The 20079-nt window shown below is 42.2% G+C and carries 24 protein-coding genes; 14 read left to right on the top strand and 10 right to left on the bottom strand.

The genetic code is table 11. The features are described 5' to 3' along the window. Window positions 1–56: 56 nt before the first annotated feature. A complete protein-coding gene (locus B9N86_RS00215) occupies window positions 57–935 on the bottom strand; it encodes a hypothetical protein (protein ID WP_208917089.1) in 879 nt (292 codons plus the stop codon). Window positions 936–1149: 214 nt separating this feature from the next. Between B9N86_RS00215 and B9N86_RS00220 the strand changes: the two genes are divergently transcribed. Next, window positions 1150–1503: a winged helix-turn-helix transcriptional regulator gene (locus tag B9N86_RS00220; RefSeq protein WP_208917091.1), complete on the top strand. Its 354-nt coding sequence runs from the start codon at window positions 1150–1152 to the stop codon at window positions 1501–1503. 68 nt (window positions 1504–1571) lie between these two features. Here the strand turns inward: B9N86_RS00220 and B9N86_RS00225 are convergent, their stop codons facing one another. Continuing rightward, window positions 1572–2123, bottom strand: coding sequence for a helix-turn-helix domain-containing protein (locus B9N86_RS00225; RefSeq protein WP_208917093.1), 552 nt, complete (start codon window positions 2121–2123; stop codon window positions 1572–1574). Between the two features lie 149 nt (window positions 2124–2272). Here B9N86_RS00225 and B9N86_RS00230 point away from each other — a divergent pair, with 149 nt between their 5' ends. The 6 genes from B9N86_RS00230 to B9N86_RS00255 all read left to right on the top strand — a co-directional run bounded on the left by B9N86_RS00230 (window position 2273) and on the right by B9N86_RS00255 (window position 6256). Continuing rightward, a complete protein-coding gene (locus B9N86_RS00230) occupies window positions 2273–2689 on the top strand; it encodes a DoxX family protein (protein WP_208917095.1) in 417 nt (138 codons plus the stop codon). Between the two features lie 12 nt (window positions 2690–2701). Then, window positions 2702–3346 (top strand): alpha/beta hydrolase, encoded by a 645-nt coding sequence (locus B9N86_RS00235; RefSeq protein WP_208917097.1) that lies wholly within the window; start codon window positions 2702–2704, stop codon window positions 3344–3346. 23 nt (window positions 3347–3369) lie between these two features. After that, a complete protein-coding gene (locus B9N86_RS00240) occupies window positions 3370–4140 on the top strand; it encodes a DODA-type extradiol aromatic ring-opening family dioxygenase (protein ID WP_208917099.1) in 771 nt (256 codons plus the stop codon). 171 nt (window positions 4141–4311) lie between these two features. Beyond that, a complete protein-coding gene (locus B9N86_RS00245) occupies window positions 4312–4710 on the top strand; it encodes a hypothetical protein (RefSeq protein WP_208917101.1) in 399 nt (132 codons plus the stop codon). Window positions 4711–4883: 173 nt separating this feature from the next. Continuing rightward, a complete protein-coding gene (locus B9N86_RS00250) occupies window positions 4884–5801 on the top strand; it encodes a helix-turn-helix transcriptional regulator (RefSeq protein WP_208917103.1) in 918 nt (305 codons plus the stop codon). Between the two features lie 80 nt (window positions 5802–5881). Then, window positions 5882–6256 (top strand): RidA family protein, encoded by a 375-nt coding sequence (locus tag B9N86_RS00255; protein ID WP_208917105.1) that lies wholly within the window; start codon window positions 5882–5884, stop codon window positions 6254–6256. Window positions 6257–6389: 133 nt separating this feature from the next. On the opposite strand, the gene B9N86_RS00260 is transcribed toward B9N86_RS00255, so the two are convergent. Both B9N86_RS00260 and B9N86_RS00265 read right to left on the bottom strand, forming a co-directional pair. After that, window positions 6390–6716, bottom strand: a complete 327-nt coding sequence (locus B9N86_RS00260) for an ArsR/SmtB family transcription factor (RefSeq protein ID WP_208917107.1) — start codon at window positions 6714–6716, stop codon at window positions 6390–6392. Between the two features lie 5 nt (window positions 6717–6721). Then, window positions 6722–7144 (bottom strand): SRPBCC family protein, encoded by a 423-nt coding sequence (locus tag B9N86_RS00265; RefSeq protein ID WP_208917109.1) that lies wholly within the window; start codon window positions 7142–7144, stop codon window positions 6722–6724. A gap of 259 nt (window positions 7145–7403) precedes the next feature. Between B9N86_RS00265 and B9N86_RS00270 the strand changes: the two genes are divergently transcribed. Both B9N86_RS00270 and B9N86_RS00275 read left to right on the top strand, forming a co-directional pair. Further along, window positions 7404–7739: a zinc ribbon domain-containing protein YjdM gene (locus B9N86_RS00270; protein ID WP_208920015.1), complete on the top strand. Its 336-nt coding sequence runs from the start codon at window positions 7404–7406 to the stop codon at window positions 7737–7739. A 287-nt stretch (window positions 7740–8026) separates the two neighbouring features. Next, window positions 8027–9310, top strand: a complete 1284-nt coding sequence (locus B9N86_RS00275) for an RCC1 domain-containing protein (protein ID WP_208917111.1) — start codon at window positions 8027–8029, stop codon at window positions 9308–9310. A 17-nt stretch (window positions 9311–9327) separates the two neighbouring features. On the opposite strand, the gene B9N86_RS00280 is transcribed toward B9N86_RS00275, so the two are convergent. Then, window positions 9328–10584, bottom strand: coding sequence for an MFS transporter (locus B9N86_RS00280; protein WP_208917113.1), 1257 nt, complete (start codon window positions 10582–10584; stop codon window positions 9328–9330). A gap of 211 nt (window positions 10585–10795) precedes the next feature. Beyond that, a complete protein-coding gene (locus tag B9N86_RS00285) occupies window positions 10796–11845 on the bottom strand; it encodes a PocR ligand-binding domain-containing protein (RefSeq protein WP_425298589.1) in 1050 nt (349 codons plus the stop codon). 222 nt (window positions 11846–12067) lie between these two features. Here B9N86_RS00285 and B9N86_RS00290 point away from each other — a divergent pair, with 222 nt between their 5' ends. Beyond that, window positions 12068–13204 (top strand): glycerol dehydrogenase, encoded by a 1137-nt coding sequence (locus B9N86_RS00290; protein ID WP_208920016.1) that lies wholly within the window; start codon window positions 12068–12070, stop codon window positions 13202–13204. A 1-nt stretch (window position 13205) separates the two neighbouring features. Further along, a complete protein-coding gene (gene dhaK / locus B9N86_RS00295) occupies window positions 13206–14966 on the top strand; it encodes a dihydroxyacetone kinase subunit DhaK (protein ID WP_208917117.1) in 1761 nt (586 codons plus the stop codon). Window positions 14967–15047: 81 nt separating this feature from the next. Here the strand turns inward: dhaK and B9N86_RS00300 are convergent, their stop codons facing one another. Both B9N86_RS00300 and B9N86_RS00305 read right to left on the bottom strand, forming a co-directional pair. After that, the gene (locus B9N86_RS00300) at window positions 15048–15338 is read right to left on the bottom strand and encodes a transporter (RefSeq protein WP_208917119.1); all 291 of its coding nucleotides are present in this window, start codon (window positions 15336–15338) and stop codon (window positions 15048–15050) included. 142 nt (window positions 15339–15480) lie between these two features. Beyond that, a complete protein-coding gene (locus B9N86_RS00305) occupies window positions 15481–15798 on the bottom strand; it encodes a hypothetical protein (protein WP_208917121.1) in 318 nt (105 codons plus the stop codon). 195 nt (window positions 15799–15993) lie between these two features. On the opposite strand from B9N86_RS00305, the gene B9N86_RS00310 reads away from it, so the two are divergent. Genes B9N86_RS00310 through B9N86_RS00320 form a run of 3 tightly spaced genes read left to right on the top strand, consistent with a single transcriptional unit; the run spans window position 15994 to window position 17913 of the window. Further along, a complete protein-coding gene (locus B9N86_RS00310; protein ID WP_210190692.1) occupies window positions 15994–16536 on the top strand; it encodes a bifunctional transcriptional activator/DNA repair enzyme AdaA in 543 nt (180 codons plus the stop codon). Continuing rightward, window positions 16533–17441, top strand: a complete 909-nt coding sequence (locus B9N86_RS00315; protein WP_208917123.1) for a DNA-3-methyladenine glycosylase family protein — start codon at window positions 16533–16535, stop codon at window positions 17439–17441. Before B9N86_RS00310 ends, B9N86_RS00315 begins: the two co-directional genes overlap by 4 nt. Further along, entirely contained in the window at window positions 17434–17913 is a 480-nt protein-coding gene (locus B9N86_RS00320; protein ID WP_208917125.1) for a methylated-DNA--[protein]-cysteine S-methyltransferase, read from the top strand. The genes B9N86_RS00315 and B9N86_RS00320 overlap by 8 nt, the downstream gene beginning before the upstream one ends. Before the next feature lie 5 nt (window positions 17914–17918). Here the strand turns inward: B9N86_RS00320 and B9N86_RS00325 are convergent, their stop codons facing one another. Both B9N86_RS00325 and B9N86_RS00330 read right to left on the bottom strand, forming a co-directional pair. Next, complete coding sequence (locus tag B9N86_RS00325) at window positions 17919–18686, bottom strand: VCBS repeat-containing protein (RefSeq protein ID WP_208917127.1); 768 nt, start codon at window positions 18684–18686, stop codon at window positions 17919–17921. Between the two features lie 177 nt (window positions 18687–18863). Then, window positions 18864–19988, bottom strand: a complete 1125-nt coding sequence (locus tag B9N86_RS00330) for an ATP-binding protein (RefSeq protein WP_208917129.1) — start codon at window positions 19986–19988, stop codon at window positions 18864–18866. Window positions 19989–20079 lie beyond the last annotated feature (91 nt).

The raw sequence follows: 20079 nt of genomic DNA on the forward strand, positions 1-20079 counted from the left end.
AAAATGCATAAAAAAATCATCCTTGAAAACAAGGATGAGAGATTGAACGATTATTTTTAATGGGAGAGGGCATCTACGATTTCTCGATCCAGTGCCTCACCCTTTAGGATCTTAGCCTTTAACTCATCTGTCACGACGGGCCGCTGAAAGCGTACGAAGTCAAATTCCACATCCAGATCAGCATGGTCTTCTTTACTATTATATACGGTTTCGTTAAATGTTTTAGCATCAGTACTAAATGATTTGACAGTGTTGCCATGCGCGTTAATCCCTACCTGAAGAGTCTTTGGTAGTTCTGGGAGGTTCACGCGTCGATGAAGGGTCCAGTTGTCATCATGGTCAAATTTATAGAACTGGAAGAACCACGGTCCAACTTTTGCGATCTTGAGCTGAATCCAATCGGTTGCTACAGGAGTTATTGTATAAGTAAACTGGCTTTTTAGGTTAATTTTGCTATCTAACACTAATTCATTAGCTGTATCTGGGGTACCGTAATTGAGATAAATCCAATTTTCCTGTTCCGGTTTCCAATTAGAAGCTGTTGTGTTTTTGGGCTGTCTTACAAGGAGACCAGCGAGTTCAAAAATTCCTGTAGGGCGTTCTGATTGTTTACCGGACACTTTCAAGCGTGTTGTAACGATAAAGTCACCATTAATTTCTTTGAATGCATACACGCCTCGGAAGTCTCCGTACCATGTACCTGTCTTTGGAATTAAATGAAGTGCACCAGGTTTGCTCTTATTAATGTCCAGTACTTCAACTTGGCTTGGCCATCCTTCGACTTCATGATGCAGCTTCCAATTCGATAGAGAATCTTTATTGGTGAACTCATCACTTAGTTCGATTAAATCGTCTTTCGGTTTGGACTCCGCAGAACCCAGTGCCACGGATGCTGAAGTGAAGGTAATACAAGTAGTGAGTAAGAGAACCATCATTTTACGCATTAAAATAACACTCCTTATTTGTATTAGTCGATTGGAAAACATCAGAAGGGATTGGCCGATTCCCTCGTCGTTTTCCTTGTACATGAGTGCTCTATAATTGGTATAATAAAGCTGCAGCTTATTGAAAATTATAGTTGTAATGGTTATGTATGGCAATAAGTTACAATATGGTTATAGAGTTACTTTGAGGTAAGGAGGAAGCATAATGGTATCGGATAAATGCCCGATTGAAGTGTCGATTGAAGTACTTGGGGGGAAATGGAAACCGTTTATTTTGTATTATCTGCTCAATGGCACTAAGCGATTTTCGGAGCTGCAGCGATATATTCCCAGTGTCTCTCCGAAAGTACTAACTCAGCAACTTCGTGATCTTGAGGAGGATGGAATTATTGTTAGACATGTGTATCCGATTGTTCCACCCAAAGTTGAATATTCTTTAACTACCTATGGTGAATCCATTCGTCCTGTAATTGATATTCTTTTCAATTGGGGAACAAGTCATTTGGAACTAAGCAGGATAGAATCAACCTGTAATCACAAACTAGCTAAAGTCAAGTGAATATCAATAAAGAAAGAGAGGCAGAGTGCCTCTCCTTTTTAATTGAATCAAGAAAAGGTAATGCTTATTTACAGCAAATCCCCTTGATGATCTGTTTCTGTGTAGACGGAAATTAATACAATCGCTTGTTCATCACCGATATTTTTTACCAAATGGGGTGTGCAGGCGTTCCAGGAGAATGAATCCCCCTCCCCAAACTCAGCGTGATCTTCCCCTTGCTCGGCGTAGATTTTCCCTTTAATGACCACATGTACTTCTTCACCCTCATGAGCATGCGGAACTTCACCCGTTGAAGCTCCGGGAGGGAACTCAACAAGCATCATTCTTACATTTTTAGTAGAGCTCAGATGCTCTACCTTTAAATTCTCGACTCCGCTTGTCGTGATCTTTCTTTCCTCTTTTCGAACAATACCCATACGTTCTTCTTTTTTCAACAATAAATAAGCCAGAGGTACCTTCAATGCTTGTGCAATATTTTCTAACGTCGCGATAGATGGTGAGGTTTTATTCGTTTCAACCTGGCTTAAGAAGCCTTGGGATAAGCCTGTTTCTTCGCAAATTTGAGCGATAGTAATGTTTTTGCGTTTTCGGATTGCTCGTATGTTGGAGCCGATGTCCATTGTCTTCACTCGCTCTCAAAATATTTGTAATACAGAATATATATTTATATTAACAAATTTATTATTGACACACCATAGCCCTATGATATAAATTACTCATATGAAATATATTTTATTATTACTAATATTTTAGATTGGAGAGATAAAGAATGACGAAAATGACAGGGGTATCTACTATTATGCGCGTGGTGCTGGGAATTATATTTCTTGTCCACGGAGTAAGTAAGTTTCAAATGGGGTTAGGCAATGTGGACGCGTGGTTTAGCTCGATGGGCATTCCTGGATTTATGGCGTATGTTGCCGCAATTATTGAACTGGTCGGGGGTATTATGCTTATTGTCGGATTGTTTACCCGCTCTGTCTCGGCTCTGCTTGTCCTCATCATGATTGGCGCAATTGTTACAGTAAAGCTGTCTGCAGGACTGCTTGGAAACGATCAGTCGCCTGGGTACGAGTTGGAAATCGCTTTGATGCTCATCTCCTTGCATCTATTAGTAGCGGAACCTACAGCTCTTTCGGTTGATCATTTTATTCGTAACAAGCGCAGTGCCGCAATCCAAAAATAAGGAGATAATGAGATGACACCAGCTTACCAATATGACATTCAACTGCCACGTCATATGGATCCGGACAAAACATACCCAACCATCTTTACACTGCATGGGAAGGGATCTAATGAGGAAGATATGTCTGGTTTGGCTGCTCCATTGGCCGCCGATTTTATTATGATCCATATTCGAGGGAATCTTATGTTTGGTCCTGGGTACCAATTTTATGAGTTAAAGAGTTTAGGAAATCCGGTTCGGGAGATGTTTGATCAAGCGGTTCAGCAGCTGGAAAAATTCATCCATTATGCGTCGGATAAATACCCAGTCGATGTAAACAGGCGTTATGTGCTCGGCTTTAGCCAAGGCGCGATCTTATCAATGACACTTGCGCTTACGATGGGGGATCGACTGAAAGGAATTGTCGCGTTAAACGGATATGTGCCTGACTTTGTAAAGGGAGAGTACTCACTGCAATCGGTTAGAGACGTATCAGTATTTCTCTCTCACGGGGAGTTAGATCCGGTATTTCCTATTTCGATCGGGCACGAGACAGCAGCTTATTTTCAACCACGGACACCGCATCTGACTTTCAATACCTATCCAGCCGCTCATGGCGTCTCGGAGGAGAATCAACGTGATTTTGTTAGATGGTTGAAGCAGGATGTTAGTATTTAACTAAATAAGGAGTGAATCGCTTTATGATGCCATCTTATTTTATCGCGCATGGTGCGCCTTCTCTTGTTCTTGAGGAACATGCCTACACTGATTTATTGAAAAATTTTGCGGCCTATACAACGAAACCAAAAGCGATTGTACTATTTTCCGCTCATTGGGAAGAGCCTGTTCAAACCGTGAGTGCGGTAGATGAGTATAGCACCATATATGATTTTGGCGGATTTCAGGATGAGCTTTACCGGATAACCTATCCGGCCAAAGGCGATCGATCCCTAAGCAACCAGATTCAATCGTTGTTCTCCAAGCAAGGGATTGAGAGTGCATTGGATGAGAAAAGAGGGCTCGATCACGGCGCTTGGGCTGTTCTCAAGCTGATCTATCCCAATGCGGATATTCCGGTTGTAGCCCTCTCCGTCAATCGTTACCTGACCAATGAACAGCAGTATGAAATCGGTAAGGCTTTGTCGTCACTCAGGGAACAGGATGTTCTCGTTATTGGGAGTGGGGGGACCGTACACAATCTAATGGGATTGAATTGGCGGTCGGAAGGCACGGACGCTTGGGCTGAAGAATTCGATAACTGGCTGCAGAGCAAATTGGAGACGTGGGATACTACTTCTTTGTTTAACTATAGAGATCTAGCACCTTATGCCCGGGAAGCCGTGCCGTCCAGTGAACACTTTATCCCGTTGTTAATTGCGATGGGGGCTGGTGATGCAGGCCGAAAAGCTCGTCTACTTCACCGAAGCTATCAGTACGGCAATTTAAGCTTGAGCTGCTGGCAGTTTGATTAAAATGAAGGCGGAATGAATGTAGATTCAGGCTTGAAGGGCACCCTGCCCGAGGGTGTCCTTTTTGTATTGCTTTTGTGGAGATCCTTTATAATTAAAGAGAAATGTTGTATATTGGATGTTTAATGTAACCTTGGGTTCCTTAGATATATTTAATTATGAGGAGGAACAATAATGTTAAAGAAAACATCGGTTTATATAGGGACTTTGATACTTGGAATCGTTCTATACTTATTAAGCTTTATATTTATGGGAAGTGACCTCAAAGCCATATCGGATATACTTATTGGCGCGGGTGCTTCACTATTTGTAATAAGTACAGTCAACTTGTTTACAAAATATTTTGAGCAGCGTAATCCTGCGGTAACGAAGCAAAGCCGAACGGAATACAAAGATGAGCGGAGCTCATCCATGCGCTACAAGGCAAAAGCTAAAGCGGGGGATATGATCCAGTGGCTTGTATTGGGGATTGCTTGCTTATTGATTGTAATCGACGCGAGTTTATGGGTGATCATGGTAACTTTAGGTGTGTTTCTTTTGTACAGTATATTAAACCGAGTATTTTACGAATAGATACCAAAAAGAAATGTAAGTTGGTTGGGATAAGCCGCTCTTAGGAGTGGCTTTTTGCGTTCCATTTTAAAGCAGAGGTCGATGACATGATTAGGTGAACCGTATCATAAGCAGTGGCACAGCCAAATGTTATAATTTTTAACAGAGCCTCATTGCGAAGAGGGTGGTTATTTTTGAAAATAGATAGGTTGCTTGGAATCTTGATCTACCTTTTAAATCGTGAAACGGTTAGTGGACGGTCACTGGCGGAAAAATTTGAGGTATCCTCTCGTACAATTCAACGGGATATCGAAACACTGAGCATGGCTGGTATTCCAGTGACTTCAACACAGGGTACACATGGCGGGTATAGCATTATTAACAGCTTTAAAATGAACAGGCAGGTCTTTAGTACAGATGATTATGTTCTCATCATAACAGCCTTAAAAGGATTATGTTCAGCATATGAAAGTAGACAGATCGAAGCTACATTTGAAAAGCTGCTGTCACTTTCACCGAAGGATGAGCTTGTTCAACAAAGTATTCATCTTGATTTTAGTGTGCTGCGTGAGGGGTTTGATGTTAGAGATTATTTGACCAGTATAGAAACAGCAATTCGTAAAAGAGTTGTAATTGAATTTCAATACACAAACGCTGAACATTTTAAATCACGAAGATTTGTTGAACCCGTAGCGGTCACGTATAAGTGGTATTCATGGTACTTGTTCGGGTTTTGCTGTGAGAAGCAGGAATACCGTATGTTTCGTCTTTCAAGAATTCGAGATTTGAAATTAACATGTCAGGGCTTTTCCAATGTACATGATAATGCAGAAGAGCTTTTAGCCGAAAAGCAGGATACCCGGCCGTATATGAATATTAAACTGGCATGTCAGTCTGACATCAGGATTTCGATCGAAGAAAGCTTTCCTAATTCACGTATAACAGAAACCAGTAATAACGAGTTAATGGTTGAATTCAGTGTTCCGGAAAATGAGAGAGGATGGTTTGGAACCTTGCTCGGGTATGGCAATAAGGTAACCGTTTTGGAACCTGAGAAATTAAAACACACATTGATTACATATGCTAAGGACATTTTACAAAAATATTGTTGAATGACGACATAATGTTGTCTGATATCCTCCTTTATACTGAGCTTAATCTATGAAAATGGAATATGAAGGAGATGACGTAATTGGGTGAAATTATAAGATATGATGTAAATGAAGAAAATGCATACTCTGGTTATGTTGAAGCGGGTGATTTCATTTTTCTCAGCTTTTGCGTTGGTAATGTTGGTCAATCGATTGAGCAGCAGGTTGAAGGAGCCCTTGATCATATGAGTGACAGACTACAGAGGGCGAACCTGACATTGGACTCTATAGTTAAGGTGGATATTTTGCTTCGGGATGTCTGGGATATACCTGTAATGGAAGAGGTTTTTAAACGTAGATTTAAAGGTAACTTTCCGGCTAGAAAAACCATTTCTACCGAGTTTGCACATTGTGGCGGCCCAAATGGACTTAAGGTTCAAATTGATGGCGTGGCATACAACCCCAAGCCAAACTGATAATGGTGATACACCGTAAAGGAACCCCTCCTTTAAAAGGCGATCAGGCATGTACTACTAATGAAACGTAGAAAAGGTAGAAACATCTAAAAAGGCCCGTATTAGCTCTGTAACGAGCTAATACGGGCCTTCACTAATCAATATCGCTCTCTACGAATTCTTTAAGAGCAGCAAGCCTATCATCCCAATACTCATCAAAAAAGGCGAGCCATTGCTTTATTTCGGCCAGGGGTTCTGGCTGAAGCATATACCGTGTTTCCCGTCCTACCCTCTGACTACTGACAAGGCCTGCTTCATTCAGCACTTTCAGATGTTTATTGATAGCGGTACGGGTGATCGGAAAACATGCAGTCAATGCGGCAATCGGCATTTCTTCATCAGCAAGCAATTTCAACAACCTGCGGCGGGTCGGGTCTGCTATTGCTTGAAATACATCATGTTTTGACGCGGATGCTTCCAATAATCTTAAGCCTCTACGTATTTAACAAGGCTTTCGTTGACAATGCTTTCCCATCCGCCGTTCATAACTTCACGAATGACGGAGTGTGGTTGTCCAAACGCTGTGACTTTTTCAGCATCCCAACCTGAATGAATCAGAGTGAACTCTGTCTTTTCGTCTTCTAACGCCTTTAGTTCAAAGGTAAGGTGCCAATCTTTATCCCAGTCAAACCCGACGCGATTCGGAGGGTCAATTTCAGTCACTTTACAAGGTGAATCTCCGAATTGGCCCGCATGAAGTATGAATTCATATCCTATAATAGGTTCAAACGTATTTCCCATCCACCATGAGGCAATACCTTCTGACGTTGCAATAGCCTTCCATACTTTTTCAATGGGTGCGTTAAGTGTAATGGTTTTTCGTATTTCTGGTATTTCTCGATTGTCCATAGTTATGCCTCCTTGGTTTATGTGACACCAAAAGGTGTCATTATTAATTATAACACCTTTTGGTTCATGTAGGAACCCTTAATACGACGTGTGAATCACAAGCTGAATATTCGTAGTGTATCCCTCGTGATCAAGCTTATCCATTAACAAATTATGATGTGCGGCTCATATGCGGGGATATATTTAATTGTAAATGTAGGCAGGTCTATGGCAGAATAGTATGAAATACGAACAACAAAGAAATGGAGAACCTAAAACAATGTCTAATTTGCCAAATTGTCCAAAATGTAATTCAGAATACACTTATGAAGATGGAAATCTTTTTGTTTGCCCGGAATGTGCTCATGAATGGGGCCTGGAAGCCGAAAACAGTGAAGATACCAAAGTCGTCAAAGATGCTAATGGAAACGTCTTGAACGATGGTGATTCTGTAACAGTCATCAAAGACCTTAAAGTAAAAGGAAGTTCATCTGTCTTGAAGATCGGTACGAAGGTTAAAAATATACGTCTGGTTGATGGGGATCATGATATTGATTGTAAAATCGACGGGTTTGGGGCTATGAAACTAAAATCAGAGTTCGTAAAAAAGATATAAAGTCCTATTAACTCAAACATAGTACAGAGTGTTATATATATATGAAAATATCGGTCTGATGACCGATATTTTTTTATTTCCAGAATGTTATCTCCTTAGTAATAAAACGGTCCAACGTGGTATAAAAGCTACTCTGCCGCCATAATCTAACGACATAAGATTACAGAAGAATTCTGCTCATATCATGTTGTCATATGACAACACTAATGACAACACTCACTATATCGATTTTGAGCATTGAACTATATTAATAGCAACAATTTAATTTAAAAGGAGTGATGTGGAAAATGCACCCAATCCAGAATAGATGGAAAATGGTTCTTAACAAGACATCTGTGATCGGTTTGTTTCCGGTAATGGCTACCTCTAAAGCAGGTTCAGCTAAAGAGCTGAATATGATAGAAGTCAGTTCTTCAGATGACCACTTCCTTGCTCTTATGAGTGATGGAACGGTAATGGCTATGGGCTGCAACCAAGATAATCAACTAGGGAATACAACGATGGTTACAGAGCAGGCTGCCCACCTTGTGGTAACAAGTGAAGAGGGAAGATTCTTATCCAACATTAAGGCCATTGCCGCAGGGGGCTTTCATAATCTTGCTTTGGATGATCGAGGTCAGGTTTGGGCTTGGGGAGATCACAGATCAGGTCAGTTAGGCATTGGATGTATGAATGATACAGATCATATGAAGACAGCAACACGTGTTGCATTTCCTCAGGGTGTAAATATTGTAGGCATCTCGGCAGGAGCTGCTTTTAGCCTGGCATTAGATGATCAGGGTCATGTCTGGGCTTGGGGAGATAATGAAGAAGGGCAACTGGGCATCGGATACCACAACAATGGGGGATCACAGCATAATCCGATACAAGTAACGACAGCAGATGGAGTGTTAAACGATATCCAATCGATATCAGCTGGTCAGTATCACAGCCTTGCTCTGGATAAAGAAGGTCGGATCTGGGGCTGGGGAGCGAATTGGAATGGCGCTCTGGGATTTGATGAAACGATTCATTTGGAGAGCGTAGTAGAGGAGATTCTGTTGTCGTGGGGGAATGAAGTAAGCTTCAACTTGGGTGAAGTGGTACGCACGGATCATTTTTACACGTTGATGGATTATATGACTGAATACTATAAGGATGAAATGATCTGGAACTTTGCCAAGCCGATGACGAATGCGGGTGATGTATTCTCCGAAGTGTTTACAGGGAATATGCAGAGCCAAGTGGTAAAAGCGGACGGTTCTGTATGGGCTTGGGGTTACGTGGAAGATCAAATGAATGATGTGGGAAAATATTTAAATTATGAAATAATCGAGTTCAGAGCGGATATATCAACAGGTGTGGAAGCCTTCGATCAATCTTTGTTAGGGCATACTTTGATTAGCAATGGATCAAAATGGAGCTTAGCCCTATGTGAGAACAGCACCCCGTACTTACCCATCAAATTAAATGAAATTATCAAGTTCCACATGATTACAGGTGAAGGGTTTTTCATGATTTGCCGTGGCAGCTACGATTCAGAATGGTCACTCCAAAATAATTACATAAATTATGAAGCGATTTCGATATAACGGGCAGGAAACGCCCATCATGGATTTGAATGAACGGTTGGGCGCTCCACATAAATCTTAAATAACTGAATGTATAGAACAACACTAATTAATGCAAAAACGAGTATGATGCTAAAAATTCCCATAGGTGGAACCCAAGTAGACAGAAAAACGGTCATAGGCGCTAAAAATCTTCCGATCGTAAACTGTGAACTGTTTGCTCCCATGTACTGCCCTCTAGCATGCTCTGGGGCATAACGACTAATAAAGCTCTCTGTCACCGGGGAACGTACAATTTCGCCAAATGTAAAAATAATCGTAACGAAAAATAAGAACCAAATATTCGTGTTTAGTCCTAGTGCGAATGTGCCTACCCCGGACAACAGCGACGAAAGGATGAATACGTTACGCTCCCTCCAATTTCGAAACCATTTCGTAACAGGAAGGATAAATAGAACAAATAAGAGCCCATTTAACCCCAGCAACCACCCAAATATTTCTTTGCTTGTAAGCATAAATGAATCACCATTCCAAGTGAATAGGGCCTGAGACGGGACATAATTGATCACGTACACCGCCAAATAGAGATCCAATTGCATAATGGTCACGAGCGAAAAAATACCTGCCAAAATATACACTAAAAATACTTTATCGCGAAAAATGATGCCATATCCTTTCCATTGTTCCTTGAATACATGGGACATTGATTTCGAATGTTCCATTCTTTTGGCTGACTGTGGTAATGTTTCATGAACCATGAAATAAATGGCGATGAAATACAACAACAAGACGAAAGCACAGGTCCATAACAGTTCATGCCGGTACTGGAAGAAGAAAATGGCCCCCAGCGCAGGCCCGAGAACAGCACCGATGTTATTGGCAGTTGTAAACGTTGCGAAGACCTGCCTGCGATCTTGTGCAGGAACCAGGTCAGCGACCATAGCCGAGCTAGCGGGTTTATAGATTGTCCCTCCTAGTCCAATGCCGATAAATGCAGCATAATCAATCCAATGAGAAGGAGACATCGCAAACAGTACAAACATCACCGTCTGAAGCGAAGCTCCAAGCAGCATGACAGGACGCCGTCCTAATCGGTCCGCTAAAGCTCCCCCAAGCAGGTTACCAATGATGCTGAATATCGGGGGAACCATCATCAAGATTCCGGCAATGTGGTTACCTAATGCAGCACCAAAATATACCGCTATAAAGGGAAAGTACATCCAAAACAGCATATTGAACAGTGCTTCACCGATTAACCGAACTTTTAAATTGTTATCCCATAAACGAATTTGCATAAGAACCCCTCTTTTAATCATTTCTCCGGCCGGGTATTCCAAACTATAGAATATTTTCCTGGTAAAATATAGACTTATAATGATCGTTGATTTATACTAATAATATGAAAGTCGAAAATACCCCGATTTAATTTAAGTGCTCCAAAAAACGAACATTTGTTCTAAATTAAAAAGACGCTCCCATCGAGAGCGTCTTTTTTGGTGCAGATTTTTACTCCACATGATTTCCTTGATAAACCGTTCGGTAAACGGCAGGTGTTAAAGCTTCGAATTTCTTAAAGGTTTTAATAAAATATCCGGCATCACAAAATCCCAATTCATCACCGATCTGATTAATGGATAGATCTGTTGTTTCCAGAAGCTGTTTGGCCCATTCAATTTTTAGACGTGAAATGAAGACGGAGAAGTTTTCACCGGTTTCTTTTACAAAGATTCGGCTGAAATAGCTTGGACTAATGTGACACAGCTTGGCCATCTCACCTAATGTTATATTTTTATTTTTATGATGATAAATATAGTCAAATGCCGGCTGCAGCAGCTTATTGGAAGAACGGAATTCATTCGAGGTCGTCTTTTTTATTTTATTCTCAATTAATGTACTGGAAAGCTCGTGTTGAATCGCTTGTATGTTCCGGTACGTACGATCCGAAGGACTGATGGAATCTTGAGACGGGTTATCGATGTCCAGGGTTAAAGCCTTCTTGTACATATCGATGGTTGAGCTCTTGGTTATCGCTTCTTCCACAATATAGTTGCACAGATGAAATAACATATCGGCGATGGTCGTCACTTCTTCGTATGACAAGGTAGGCAGAGAAAGATAGTCCTGTTTCAACGTTTTGAACTTTTTATTCGTTTCGGAATTGGACGGACGAGTTACGATTTGTTCAAGCGGCTGAGGGTGATCGGTATCACGCAGCTTGATTTGCCCTGCCATGATCGCGCCAATGTATTGATTATCGACAATGATCGGAATGGCAATATCGATAATATTGAAATGGCACATATAAATATACGGTTTATTTAGCCGTACAGCTTCCAAGCCTCCTCTGGCATCACATTTCTGACAGTATGGAGACAGTGAGGGATCTTTTCTGACGGACTGGCAAAAGGATTGACAGTAGCTATGTTTCGTAACAGGAACCCCTTTGTAGTCGACGGTAATAATGGCCATTTTGGTGACCAGCGCAAGGGAGTCCTGTAACGTATGCCACTTCTCCAAATCAATAAGTTTATCTAACTGAAATAATGAATTTTTCATCATGGCTCACTCCCTATAGATTGCTGCGCTTGTGCAATAGTACTGAATAAATCTATTCAATTATACTATGATAACCTGCCAAGAGGACAAGATTATACGATTTGTCAGCTATATGACAAAAAAACACAATCTGAAAGCGCTTAAATACAGGGGTATAGTTCAATGATTAAAATTTGTGGAAAGACTATAATGGAAGCAATGATAGCAAGGGAGGAATTTATGATGAGAAAAGCGTTTATTAGCCCAACGAAGTATGTGCAGGGAGAAGATGAGCTGTTAAATTTGGGGTATTTCGTAAAGACATTCGGGGATTCTGCTTTGCTTATTGCTCATCCAGATGATGTAAATCGGGTCAAGGATAAACTAAAATCTACTATAGATAAATTTAATATCACATTGGTTGAAAGCAACTTCCAAGGAGAGTGCTCCCGCGAAGAAGTGAAGAGACTGCAAGAGCTGGCGAAAGAAAAGGCCTGTTCCTGTACGATTGGATTAGGCGGAGGAAAAGCGATTGATACAGCGAAATGTGTAGCCGAAGGCGAAGCCTTAATCATCGTTCCAACGATCGCAGCAACCGATGCACCAACGAGTCATTCCGCAGTTCTGTATACACCGGAAGGCGAATTTGATGACTATGCATATTTTAAACAAAGTCCTAGCGTGGTAATGATTGATACAACCGTTATTGCCAACGCTCCTACAAGATTTTTGGTGGCAGGTATGGGAGATGCACTCTCTACCTATTTTGAAGCCAGAGCTACTGCAAGATCGTACTCGAACGTTAATGCCGGATTACCGTGTGGTGTTCGAGAAGGAGTATGTGGTGAGGCGAAAGGAACTAATACCGCGCTGGCACTGGCCAAGTTTTGCTATGAAACCTTATTGAAGGATGGTTTACAGGCTAAAGTAGCTTGTGATAGCAATATGGTTACGCCTGCGCTTGAGAATATTATCGAGGCAAACATCCTTTTATCAGGACTCGGTTTTGAAAGTGGAGGCTTAGCTGCGGCTCACGCCATTCACAATGGATTGACTTCACTTGAAGGAACCCATCATTATTACCATGGTGAAAAAGTAGCCTTTACAACCATTGCTCAGCTGGTCCTCGAAAATGCAGATAAAGAAGAGTTGGATGAAGTATTGGCTTTCAGTTCAGCGGTGGGTCTTCCAATATGCCTTCCTGATCTTGGAGTCGATAGCGTAACGTATGAAGAATTGCTGACTGTAGCGAAAAAAGCTTGTATTCCGGAAGAATCCATTCATTCGATGCCATTCCCAATCACGGAGGAAGCGGTGGCAGCAGCCATTATGGTAGCCGACCAGCTTGGCCGGAAATACAAAGCAAGCAAGGAGGCATAAAATGAAAAAAATTATAAATAAACCCGAAACATTAGTAAGAGAGATGTGTAACGGCTTAGTTCTGGCACACCCAAACCTGGAGTTTAATAGCAAGTATAAGATCATTAAGAAAAAAGAACTCAACCAGGAAAAAGTAACGCTGATCAGCGGTGGTGGCAGCGGTCATGAACCGGCGCATGCCGGATTTGTCGGCAAAGGTATGTTGGATGTGGCTGTCGCTGGCGATGTATTTGCTTCTCCTTCCCAAATTCAAGTGTATCAGGCGATTCGGTCCTCAGCATCCAATAAAGGAACGCTATTAATTATCAAGAACTACAGCGGCGATATTATGAATTTCAAAAATGCGGCTCACCTTGCAGGTGAAGACGGCATTGTAGTCGATTTTGTGAAAGTGGATGATGATATTGCGGTGGAGGACAGTCTCTATACCGTTGGAAGAAGGGGCGTAGCGGGAACGGTCCTGGTCCACAAAATAGCAGGCGCAGCGGCTGAGGCGGGCATGGCTTTGGATCAAGTGAAGGAAGCCGCCCAAAAAGCGATAGACCATACGAAAAGTATTGGCTTTGCGTTTACTTCTTGCACAGTTCCTGCCAAGGGAACCCCAACGTTTACTCTTGAGGACAATGAAATGGAATACGGTGTCGGCATTCATGGCGAACCCGGAATCCGCAGAGAAAAGATCGTTCCGGCTGATGAGTTGGCGGGCCGAATGGTGACCGCATTGTTGGAAAGCTTGAAGATAGACGATGATTCAGAGCAAGAAGTTGCTGTATTGATCAATGGTTTTGGAGCATCGCCGATGCAAGAATTGTATCTGTTAAACAACTCGGTCATCCGTGAATTGTCATCCCGTAATAAAAAGATCTATAAAGTTTTTGTGGGCAATTTCATGACGAGTATCGATATGGCCGGCGCGTCTGTTTCGATTATGAAACTGGATGATCAGTTGAAGCAATTGTTGGCTGAACCATGTGATACACCAGCGCTGGTTGTTCATGAGCCTTTCGAACAGGTCAACTTCACTGAGGTTGTATTGAAACAAGAGGAGAATAAGTCTGTATCCTTTACTTGTGAGACGAATGAAGATTATGCCACCATAGAAAGTAATCAATTTTCTTTAAACAATCTCATTTATCTCATCGACAAGATGAGTGAAGTCATCATTGAGAATGAGGTGCCATTCTGTGAACTGGACGCACATGCGGGTGACGGTGATTTTGGCATGAGTGTGGCAAAAGGATTTAAGCAATTAAAAACCGAGTGGAAAGACATTATAAGTAACCATACAACGGATATCGGGGATTTTCTGGATGCTTGCTCCTTGGTCATTATGGAGCATTGCGGAGGAGCTTCCGGCCCGATCTGGGGATCGGCATTCCGGGCAGCCAGTAAACATGCCGGGGATAAACAGGAGCTATCGGTTAAGGAGTTTGCCGGCATGATGTCCGCCGTGGTGAAAGGGATTCAAGATACAGGCGAGAGATCGTTTGGCCGGGGTGCGGTTGTTGGTGACAAAACATTGATTGATGCACTTGCACCTTATGCTGAATCTTGGGAACAGAGTGCCCTTCAAGGCGATGATATTAAAACTGCGTCGGCGAAGGCGGCAAACGCGGCTGTACAAGGGGCGAAGCAGACAGAAAGTATTGTTGCCCGTATGGGACGAGCCGGTACTGTGGGTGAGCGAAGCATTGGTTATCCCGATGCTGGAGCTTACGCCTTAGGGGTTATTTTCACTCAGTTAGATCAAGCTTTACGGTAACTGAATGAAATCTGCCATTGAATTAGAAAGCAGCACAGACGGAGTTCTGTGCTGCTTTTTTTGAATATAAGAAAGTACTTGCTAGAAACATGTAAAGGACTCGATACTTCTTAAATCAAATCCGGAGTAAACCCATCTTCTCCCGGTCCATCTGAAGCCGGCAACGGAAGTGCGGCCGACAAAAGTGGGGAAAAACCAAAAGCCCATTCCGAATCTCGGCCAAATAAAGGTGTTTCGGAACAAACAGCCTGAAATCGCACCAGGGTCGACGGCAAATGTTGTAGCGACAGGCTTTTGGGGGGTAGCTTGAGGGGGCGGGGATGTCGGTGCCTGCTGCGGTCCCTGGGGTCCTTGCGGTGGCATGAATGCCATGAATGATCACTCCTTCTGTAGGATGTAATGAAATCCGAACTGAGCTTTTGAAAAGCCCAGCGTGTATGTGGTCGACCGCCATCATGTGGCGCCTCACTGCGCTCTTGTCATGTTGTACGAGTGAGAGCGTGTTGCCCTAATTCTAGAGCAACAGCAGAGTGATCACGAGCAGTTCGTACAGGACAAGGGGTAAAATAACATCATTGTAGTAATTAGGACCGAAGCCACGCGGACTGCCTTTACCTGGCAATTTTAAGTATAAAATGCCATTATCACAGTGTGCGATGAACCCTTCGAAAACGTCTCCATCGAGCGTTTCCACGCGAACGAGTTGATTGACATGCTGTCTGCATATATGGTGTATGTGATCACGAGTGGATTTTAAGGAGTGAATATTGTTCGATCCAACTTGATGCAAGATATGCTCCTGATGCCCGGAGCCGGGGTGCTGAATGCTCATCGTTTAGACCTCCATCTCTGGGTGTTTATCCATATCTGCAATATATGCGGATGACCATAGGGGGGTGCATCTTCCTTAGACCATAAGAGCAAAAATGAGGACGAATTGAATAGGAATTCCTTGATACAATAAGGTCAGTAACGTGAAAGGAGGCGGAGAATAATCGTGGTTCATATCCATCTTTCTTTTGAAGAAATGTGGGAGAAAATCATTGCGTGCGACCGCATGTATGACGGGTTATTTTTTACAGCAGTGAAAACAACTAAAATTTACTGCCGTCCTTCCTGTAAATCAAAAAAGCCGAAAAAGATAAATGTAGAGTTCTTTCATGACATTGGGGAAGTTGAAAAGGCCGGCTATCGTGCTTGCAAAAGATGTCAGCCAGAGGTTGACCACTCTCCTCATGTTGGACTTGTCCGAGATGTCATAGCCTTTTTAGTAAACCATTATAAACAAAGGCTGGAATTAAAAGATATTTCAAACCACGTCGGTGTAAGTCCCTATTACCTTGAACGACTGTTTAAACAGGAGACATCAGAAACTCCCCGCACCTACCTGGATAAAATAAGAGTTGATAAGGCGGCCTATTTATTAACCAATACATCTGGAACAAATCTTGAGATTTGTTATGAGGTCGGATTCCAGAGTCCTTCCAATTTTTATAAGGTGTTTCGCCGATTGCAAAATTGCTCTCCCAGTGAATATCGAAGCTTGAATAGTAAGGGGGAGCAGCAATGAAAGGGATTCAATCAGAATCTTATATAGAGATTTGTCCACCAACCGAATTCGATTTTTCGGAGTGTTTAGTGTTCTTAGGAAGGTCTGAGCATGAAGTACTTCATCAGATCAAGGATGGTTGTTTATATAAACTGGTGAAAATAAATGACGAAATAATTTTATTGATAATTCGGAGCAGCTCAGGATCAATTCAGATACAATTTCCGATGGGGCCCCCAGCTAATAGTACCTGTGCAGAAGTGGTATCTTTTATACGGGAATGGTTTGATTTGGATCAAAATTTAGGTGATTTTTACAACGCGGTTAGTCAAGATATGGTGCTGGGACAGCTTATCCATAAATATTACGGATTACGGATGATGTGTATTCCAGACTTATTTGAAGCTTTGACATGGGCCATTATGGGACAGCAGATCAATCTAACATTTGCATACACATTAAAGAAACGTTTGACGGAGCACTTTGGGCAATGTCTTGATTTCGAAGGGGAAACCTATTGGCTGTACCCGACATGTGAAAAAATAGCAGCCCTAGATGTTGAGGATCTGAGGAAGCTTCAATTTACGGTTAGAAAGGCTGAATATATTATAGGAATTGCTAAAGCCATGGCTAATGGTGAAATTACGAAGCAATCGCTCCTTCAGAAACGAGATTATGAAAAAATAAAACAATCATTGATGGACATAAGAGGAATAGGGGCATGGACGGCCGATTATGTGATGATGAAATGCTTGCATCTTCCCGCTGCCTTTCCAATGGCGGATGTGGGACTTCAAAATGCGTTAAAGATCCAAATTGGACTTGATCGTAAGCCGACAATCGAGGAAATCAAAGAAATGGCAGCTCATTGGGAAGGTTGGCAGGCATATGCCACCTTTTATTTATGGAGGTCTTTATATGAGTGAATTGTATCAATTGGATTACGAATCACCAATTGGAGTTATCGAAATCATTGGAACAGATGAGGCCATTTACTCTATTATGTTCTCTGAACGAGATACCATAGTCCATATGAAGCAACAGCAAACTCCCAAGGTGTTGGTCGATTGCTGTTGTCAGCTTGATGAGTATTTCAGAGGTGAGCGCAGTGAATTTACGTTTCCCTATCGATTTGTAGGAACCGATTTTCAAAAAAAGGTATGGAATGCTTTGACCGGAATATCCTACGCCAACACGGGGTCCTATAAAGATATTGCTGTCTCCATTGGTCATGAAAAAGCCATTAGGGCAGTCGGAAGTGCAAATGGTAAGAACAAATTAAGTATTGTCATTCCTTGCCATCGGATTATCGGTTCGAATGGACAATTGACAGGTTACGCAGGTGGCTTGTGGAGAAAAGAATGGCTTCTTCAGCATGAACGTACGACGAGCGTATGAGGAAGCTAATAAAGCGCGATTAATTTTGTGCCGAGGATGGATACAGTCAGTCTTACAGACTTGAAGGCAGAACCGTCCCATGACAAAAGATTCTCGACATAGCCCAATGTATCAGCATTCGTTGGTCCAATGATACGCTGGAGAGCAAGTAAATCATAACTCGACCCCTTAATATCAGTAACGATAGGGTATAATGCCCCCAAAGCAAGCACTTCGCCGCTTACAGGCTGCTTAAGCTTCCCTTGATCCGTGTAAAGCGGTGACAAATAATCATAGCCTCGGTTGCTAATATCGATTGTAAACAGGATGTCCAGTTGAGGACTTCCGACACTCACCTTATAAAAGTCTTCATAATTAACCTTAAACTGATAAAGTTCATTATACTTTTGTACGTTAAACAGTTCGTGCAGATGGTTATTGCGGAATGAGTAGATATAAAAGAAGCCGTATCCTCCACTGCCTCCTGATTCCATGCCTAAAAATATGTCCGCGACCCGATCCTTGTTAAAATCACCAAGAAACAGCCCAGCATTATATCCGGCATTGTCTGGAGGATGAACGGCTGTTGTTTGTTTAGTAGCTCCATCCTCGATAATGATCGTAATATGGTCAGCAAACATGCTGGTGGGGTCTTCTTTATTACCAACTAAATACACGGTATCCAGCACACCGTCCCCATTAACATCGCCGCGTTTCATGTCTAACAAGACTGAAGGGCGAGCTTGTCGATAGGATGGATATCCCCAGTAAGGGCTGTGATTTAAATATCCCATAGGACATCTCCTTGCTCATTGTAATATCGTTCTGTTTATCAGAGCCATGTGTTACATGAAAGGCCTCCGTTATGAAAAAGGTATCCACATGCTCCATCGTATGCGAATGCCTATATGGAGGTGCTGCGTCTTACAACAACAAAGGGAGCATCCCAGGTGGACACTCCCTTTTTTAGCTTATTTCATATCACAGTTGTTGAAGTGTACGGATAAGCGAGGATAATTTACGGAGATTTCATTCGTGATTTCCGATACAACACTTGGGTTAAAAGTCGATGTGAAAATGTCACGATCAGGCAAGAAGGTGACACGGGTACCTGTTTCATTCGTTACACCTACCGTCAACAAGGCTGTCTGTGGGATTCCGTGTTTGTACTCCTGACGGAATACCTTGCCCTCTCGCCGAATTTCAACGGTAAGCTTTTCTGAGAGTGCGTTGACAATCGGAATGCTAATCCCCTTTTCACTATTGGGGGCGTTGATGGACCCACTATGATATTGACTTATTTCAGTTAAAACCGCCTGTACCCGAGGCTTCTCTGTATTTGGCAGAGCTTGAACTGGAATACCTCTACCATTGTCAGCCACCGTAACACTGCCATCATGATGTAGAAAAATGTTTACCTGTGAGCAAAATCCGGCTTGATGCTCAAGAATTGCATTCTCTAATACTGACCGAAGGAGAAGGTGAGGATTATACTCATCCGTCGATTGTCCCAAATATGCTCCGGCATTGTTCCTGGCTTCTGTTAATTCTATATAGTCACTCGTATCAAGTAAGTCTGAAACGGCAGCCAGTAACAGGAGGAGTGGGAGTGCCCGATGACCCGGGAGAGTGTATCTTCCGCCGCGTTCCTCTTGAACAAGAAGGTCAGCACCTTGCAAGGCTTTTATGTGATGGTAGAGTTGTCCGGTTGTGCCCATATTCAAGCGGTCTACGAGTTCAGTACCTGTAAGTGGTTCTTTTAAAACAGATCTCAGAATGTCCAACCGTTGTTTGTGGCCCAGAGCGGACAAAATTTTGGCTACTTTATCTCCGTCGAGATCAAGTAATTGACCCACATGCCTCTCTTGTGGTTCCCATCTGTAACGCCTTTTATCTCCGCGATATTGACCTGAGTAAAATACTTTGCCCGTATCTTCATCTATCTGGTTGTTTTCCACTGATATTGTGTCTGATTCATCTGCTTTGACCCGCGAAGCTTGATTCAAATGGTTGTGTGCGATTTGTCCGACAAGCTCTTCAATTTTATTCATCTGAATTTTTAAAGTATCTAATTCTTGACCAAAATCCCGAGACATGAAAATCACCTCATCCATATTATTTAAAAACGTAATTACGTAATTAGATAAATTATATCATGTTGGAAGGTGTTTGTAAATATAATCCAAA

Source organism: Paenibacillus uliginis N3/975 (assembly GCF_900177425.1).
GTDB lineage: Bacteria > Bacillota > Bacilli > Paenibacillales > Paenibacillaceae > Paenibacillus_AQ > Paenibacillus_AQ uliginis.

Coding starts and splice junctions, on each gene's coding strand:
- B9N86_RS00215 (WP_208917089.1), bottom strand. CDS start 935: ATGATGGTTCTCTTACTCACTACTTGTATTACCTTCACTTCAGCATCC.
- B9N86_RS00220 (WP_208917091.1), top strand. CDS start 1,150: ATGGTATCGGATAAATGCCCGATTGAAGTGTCGATTGAAGTACTTGGG.
- B9N86_RS00225 (WP_208917093.1), bottom strand. CDS start 2,123: ATGGACATCGGCTCCAACATACGAGCAATCCGAAAACGCAAAAACATT.
- B9N86_RS00230 (WP_208917095.1), top strand. CDS start 2,273: ATGACGAAAATGACAGGGGTATCTACTATTATGCGCGTGGTGCTGGGA.
- B9N86_RS00235 (WP_208917097.1), top strand. CDS start 2,702: ATGACACCAGCTTACCAATATGACATTCAACTGCCACGTCATATGGAT.
- B9N86_RS00240 (WP_208917099.1), top strand. CDS start 3,370: ATGATGCCATCTTATTTTATCGCGCATGGTGCGCCTTCTCTTGTTCTT.
- B9N86_RS00245 (WP_208917101.1), top strand. CDS start 4,312: ATGTTAAAGAAAACATCGGTTTATATAGGGACTTTGATACTTGGAATC.
- B9N86_RS00265 (WP_208917109.1), bottom strand. CDS start 7,144: ATGGACAATCGAGAAATACCAGAAATACGAAAAACCATTACACTTAAC.
- B9N86_RS00270 (WP_208920015.1), top strand. CDS start 7,404: ATGTCTAATTTGCCAAATTGTCCAAAATGTAATTCAGAATACACTTAT.
- B9N86_RS00275 (WP_208917111.1), top strand. CDS start 8,027: ATGCACCCAATCCAGAATAGATGGAAAATGGTTCTTAACAAGACATCT.
- B9N86_RS00280 (WP_208917113.1), bottom strand. CDS start 10,584: ATGCAAATTCGTTTATGGGATAACAATTTAAAAGTTCGGTTAATCGGT.
- B9N86_RS00285 (WP_425298589.1), bottom strand. CDS start 11,845: ATGAAAAATTCATTATTTCAGTTAGATAAACTTATTGATTTGGAGAAG.
- B9N86_RS00290 (WP_208920016.1), top strand. CDS start 12,068: ATGAGAAAAGCGTTTATTAGCCCAACGAAGTATGTGCAGGGAGAAGAT.
- dhaK (WP_208917117.1), top strand. CDS start 13,206: ATGAAAAAAATTATAAATAAACCCGAAACATTAGTAAGAGAGATGTGT.
- B9N86_RS00300 (WP_208917119.1), bottom strand. CDS start 15,338: ATGGCATTCATGCCACCGCAAGGACCCCAGGGACCGCAGCAGGCACCG.
- B9N86_RS00305 (WP_208917121.1), bottom strand. CDS start 15,798: ATGAGCATTCAGCACCCCGGCTCCGGGCATCAGGAGCATATCTTGCAT.
- B9N86_RS00310 (WP_210190692.1), top strand. CDS start 15,994: ATGTGGGAGAAAATCATTGCGTGCGACCGCATGTATGACGGGTTATTT.
- B9N86_RS00315 (WP_208917123.1), top strand. CDS start 16,533: ATGAAAGGGATTCAATCAGAATCTTATATAGAGATTTGTCCACCAACC.
- B9N86_RS00320 (WP_208917125.1), top strand. CDS start 17,434: ATGAGTGAATTGTATCAATTGGATTACGAATCACCAATTGGAGTTATC.
- B9N86_RS00325 (WP_208917127.1), bottom strand. CDS start 18,686: ATGGGATATTTAAATCACAGCCCTTACTGGGGATATCCATCCTATCGA.
- B9N86_RS00330 (WP_208917129.1), bottom strand. CDS start 19,988: ATGTCTCGGGATTTTGGTCAAGAATTAGATACTTTAAAAATTCAGATG.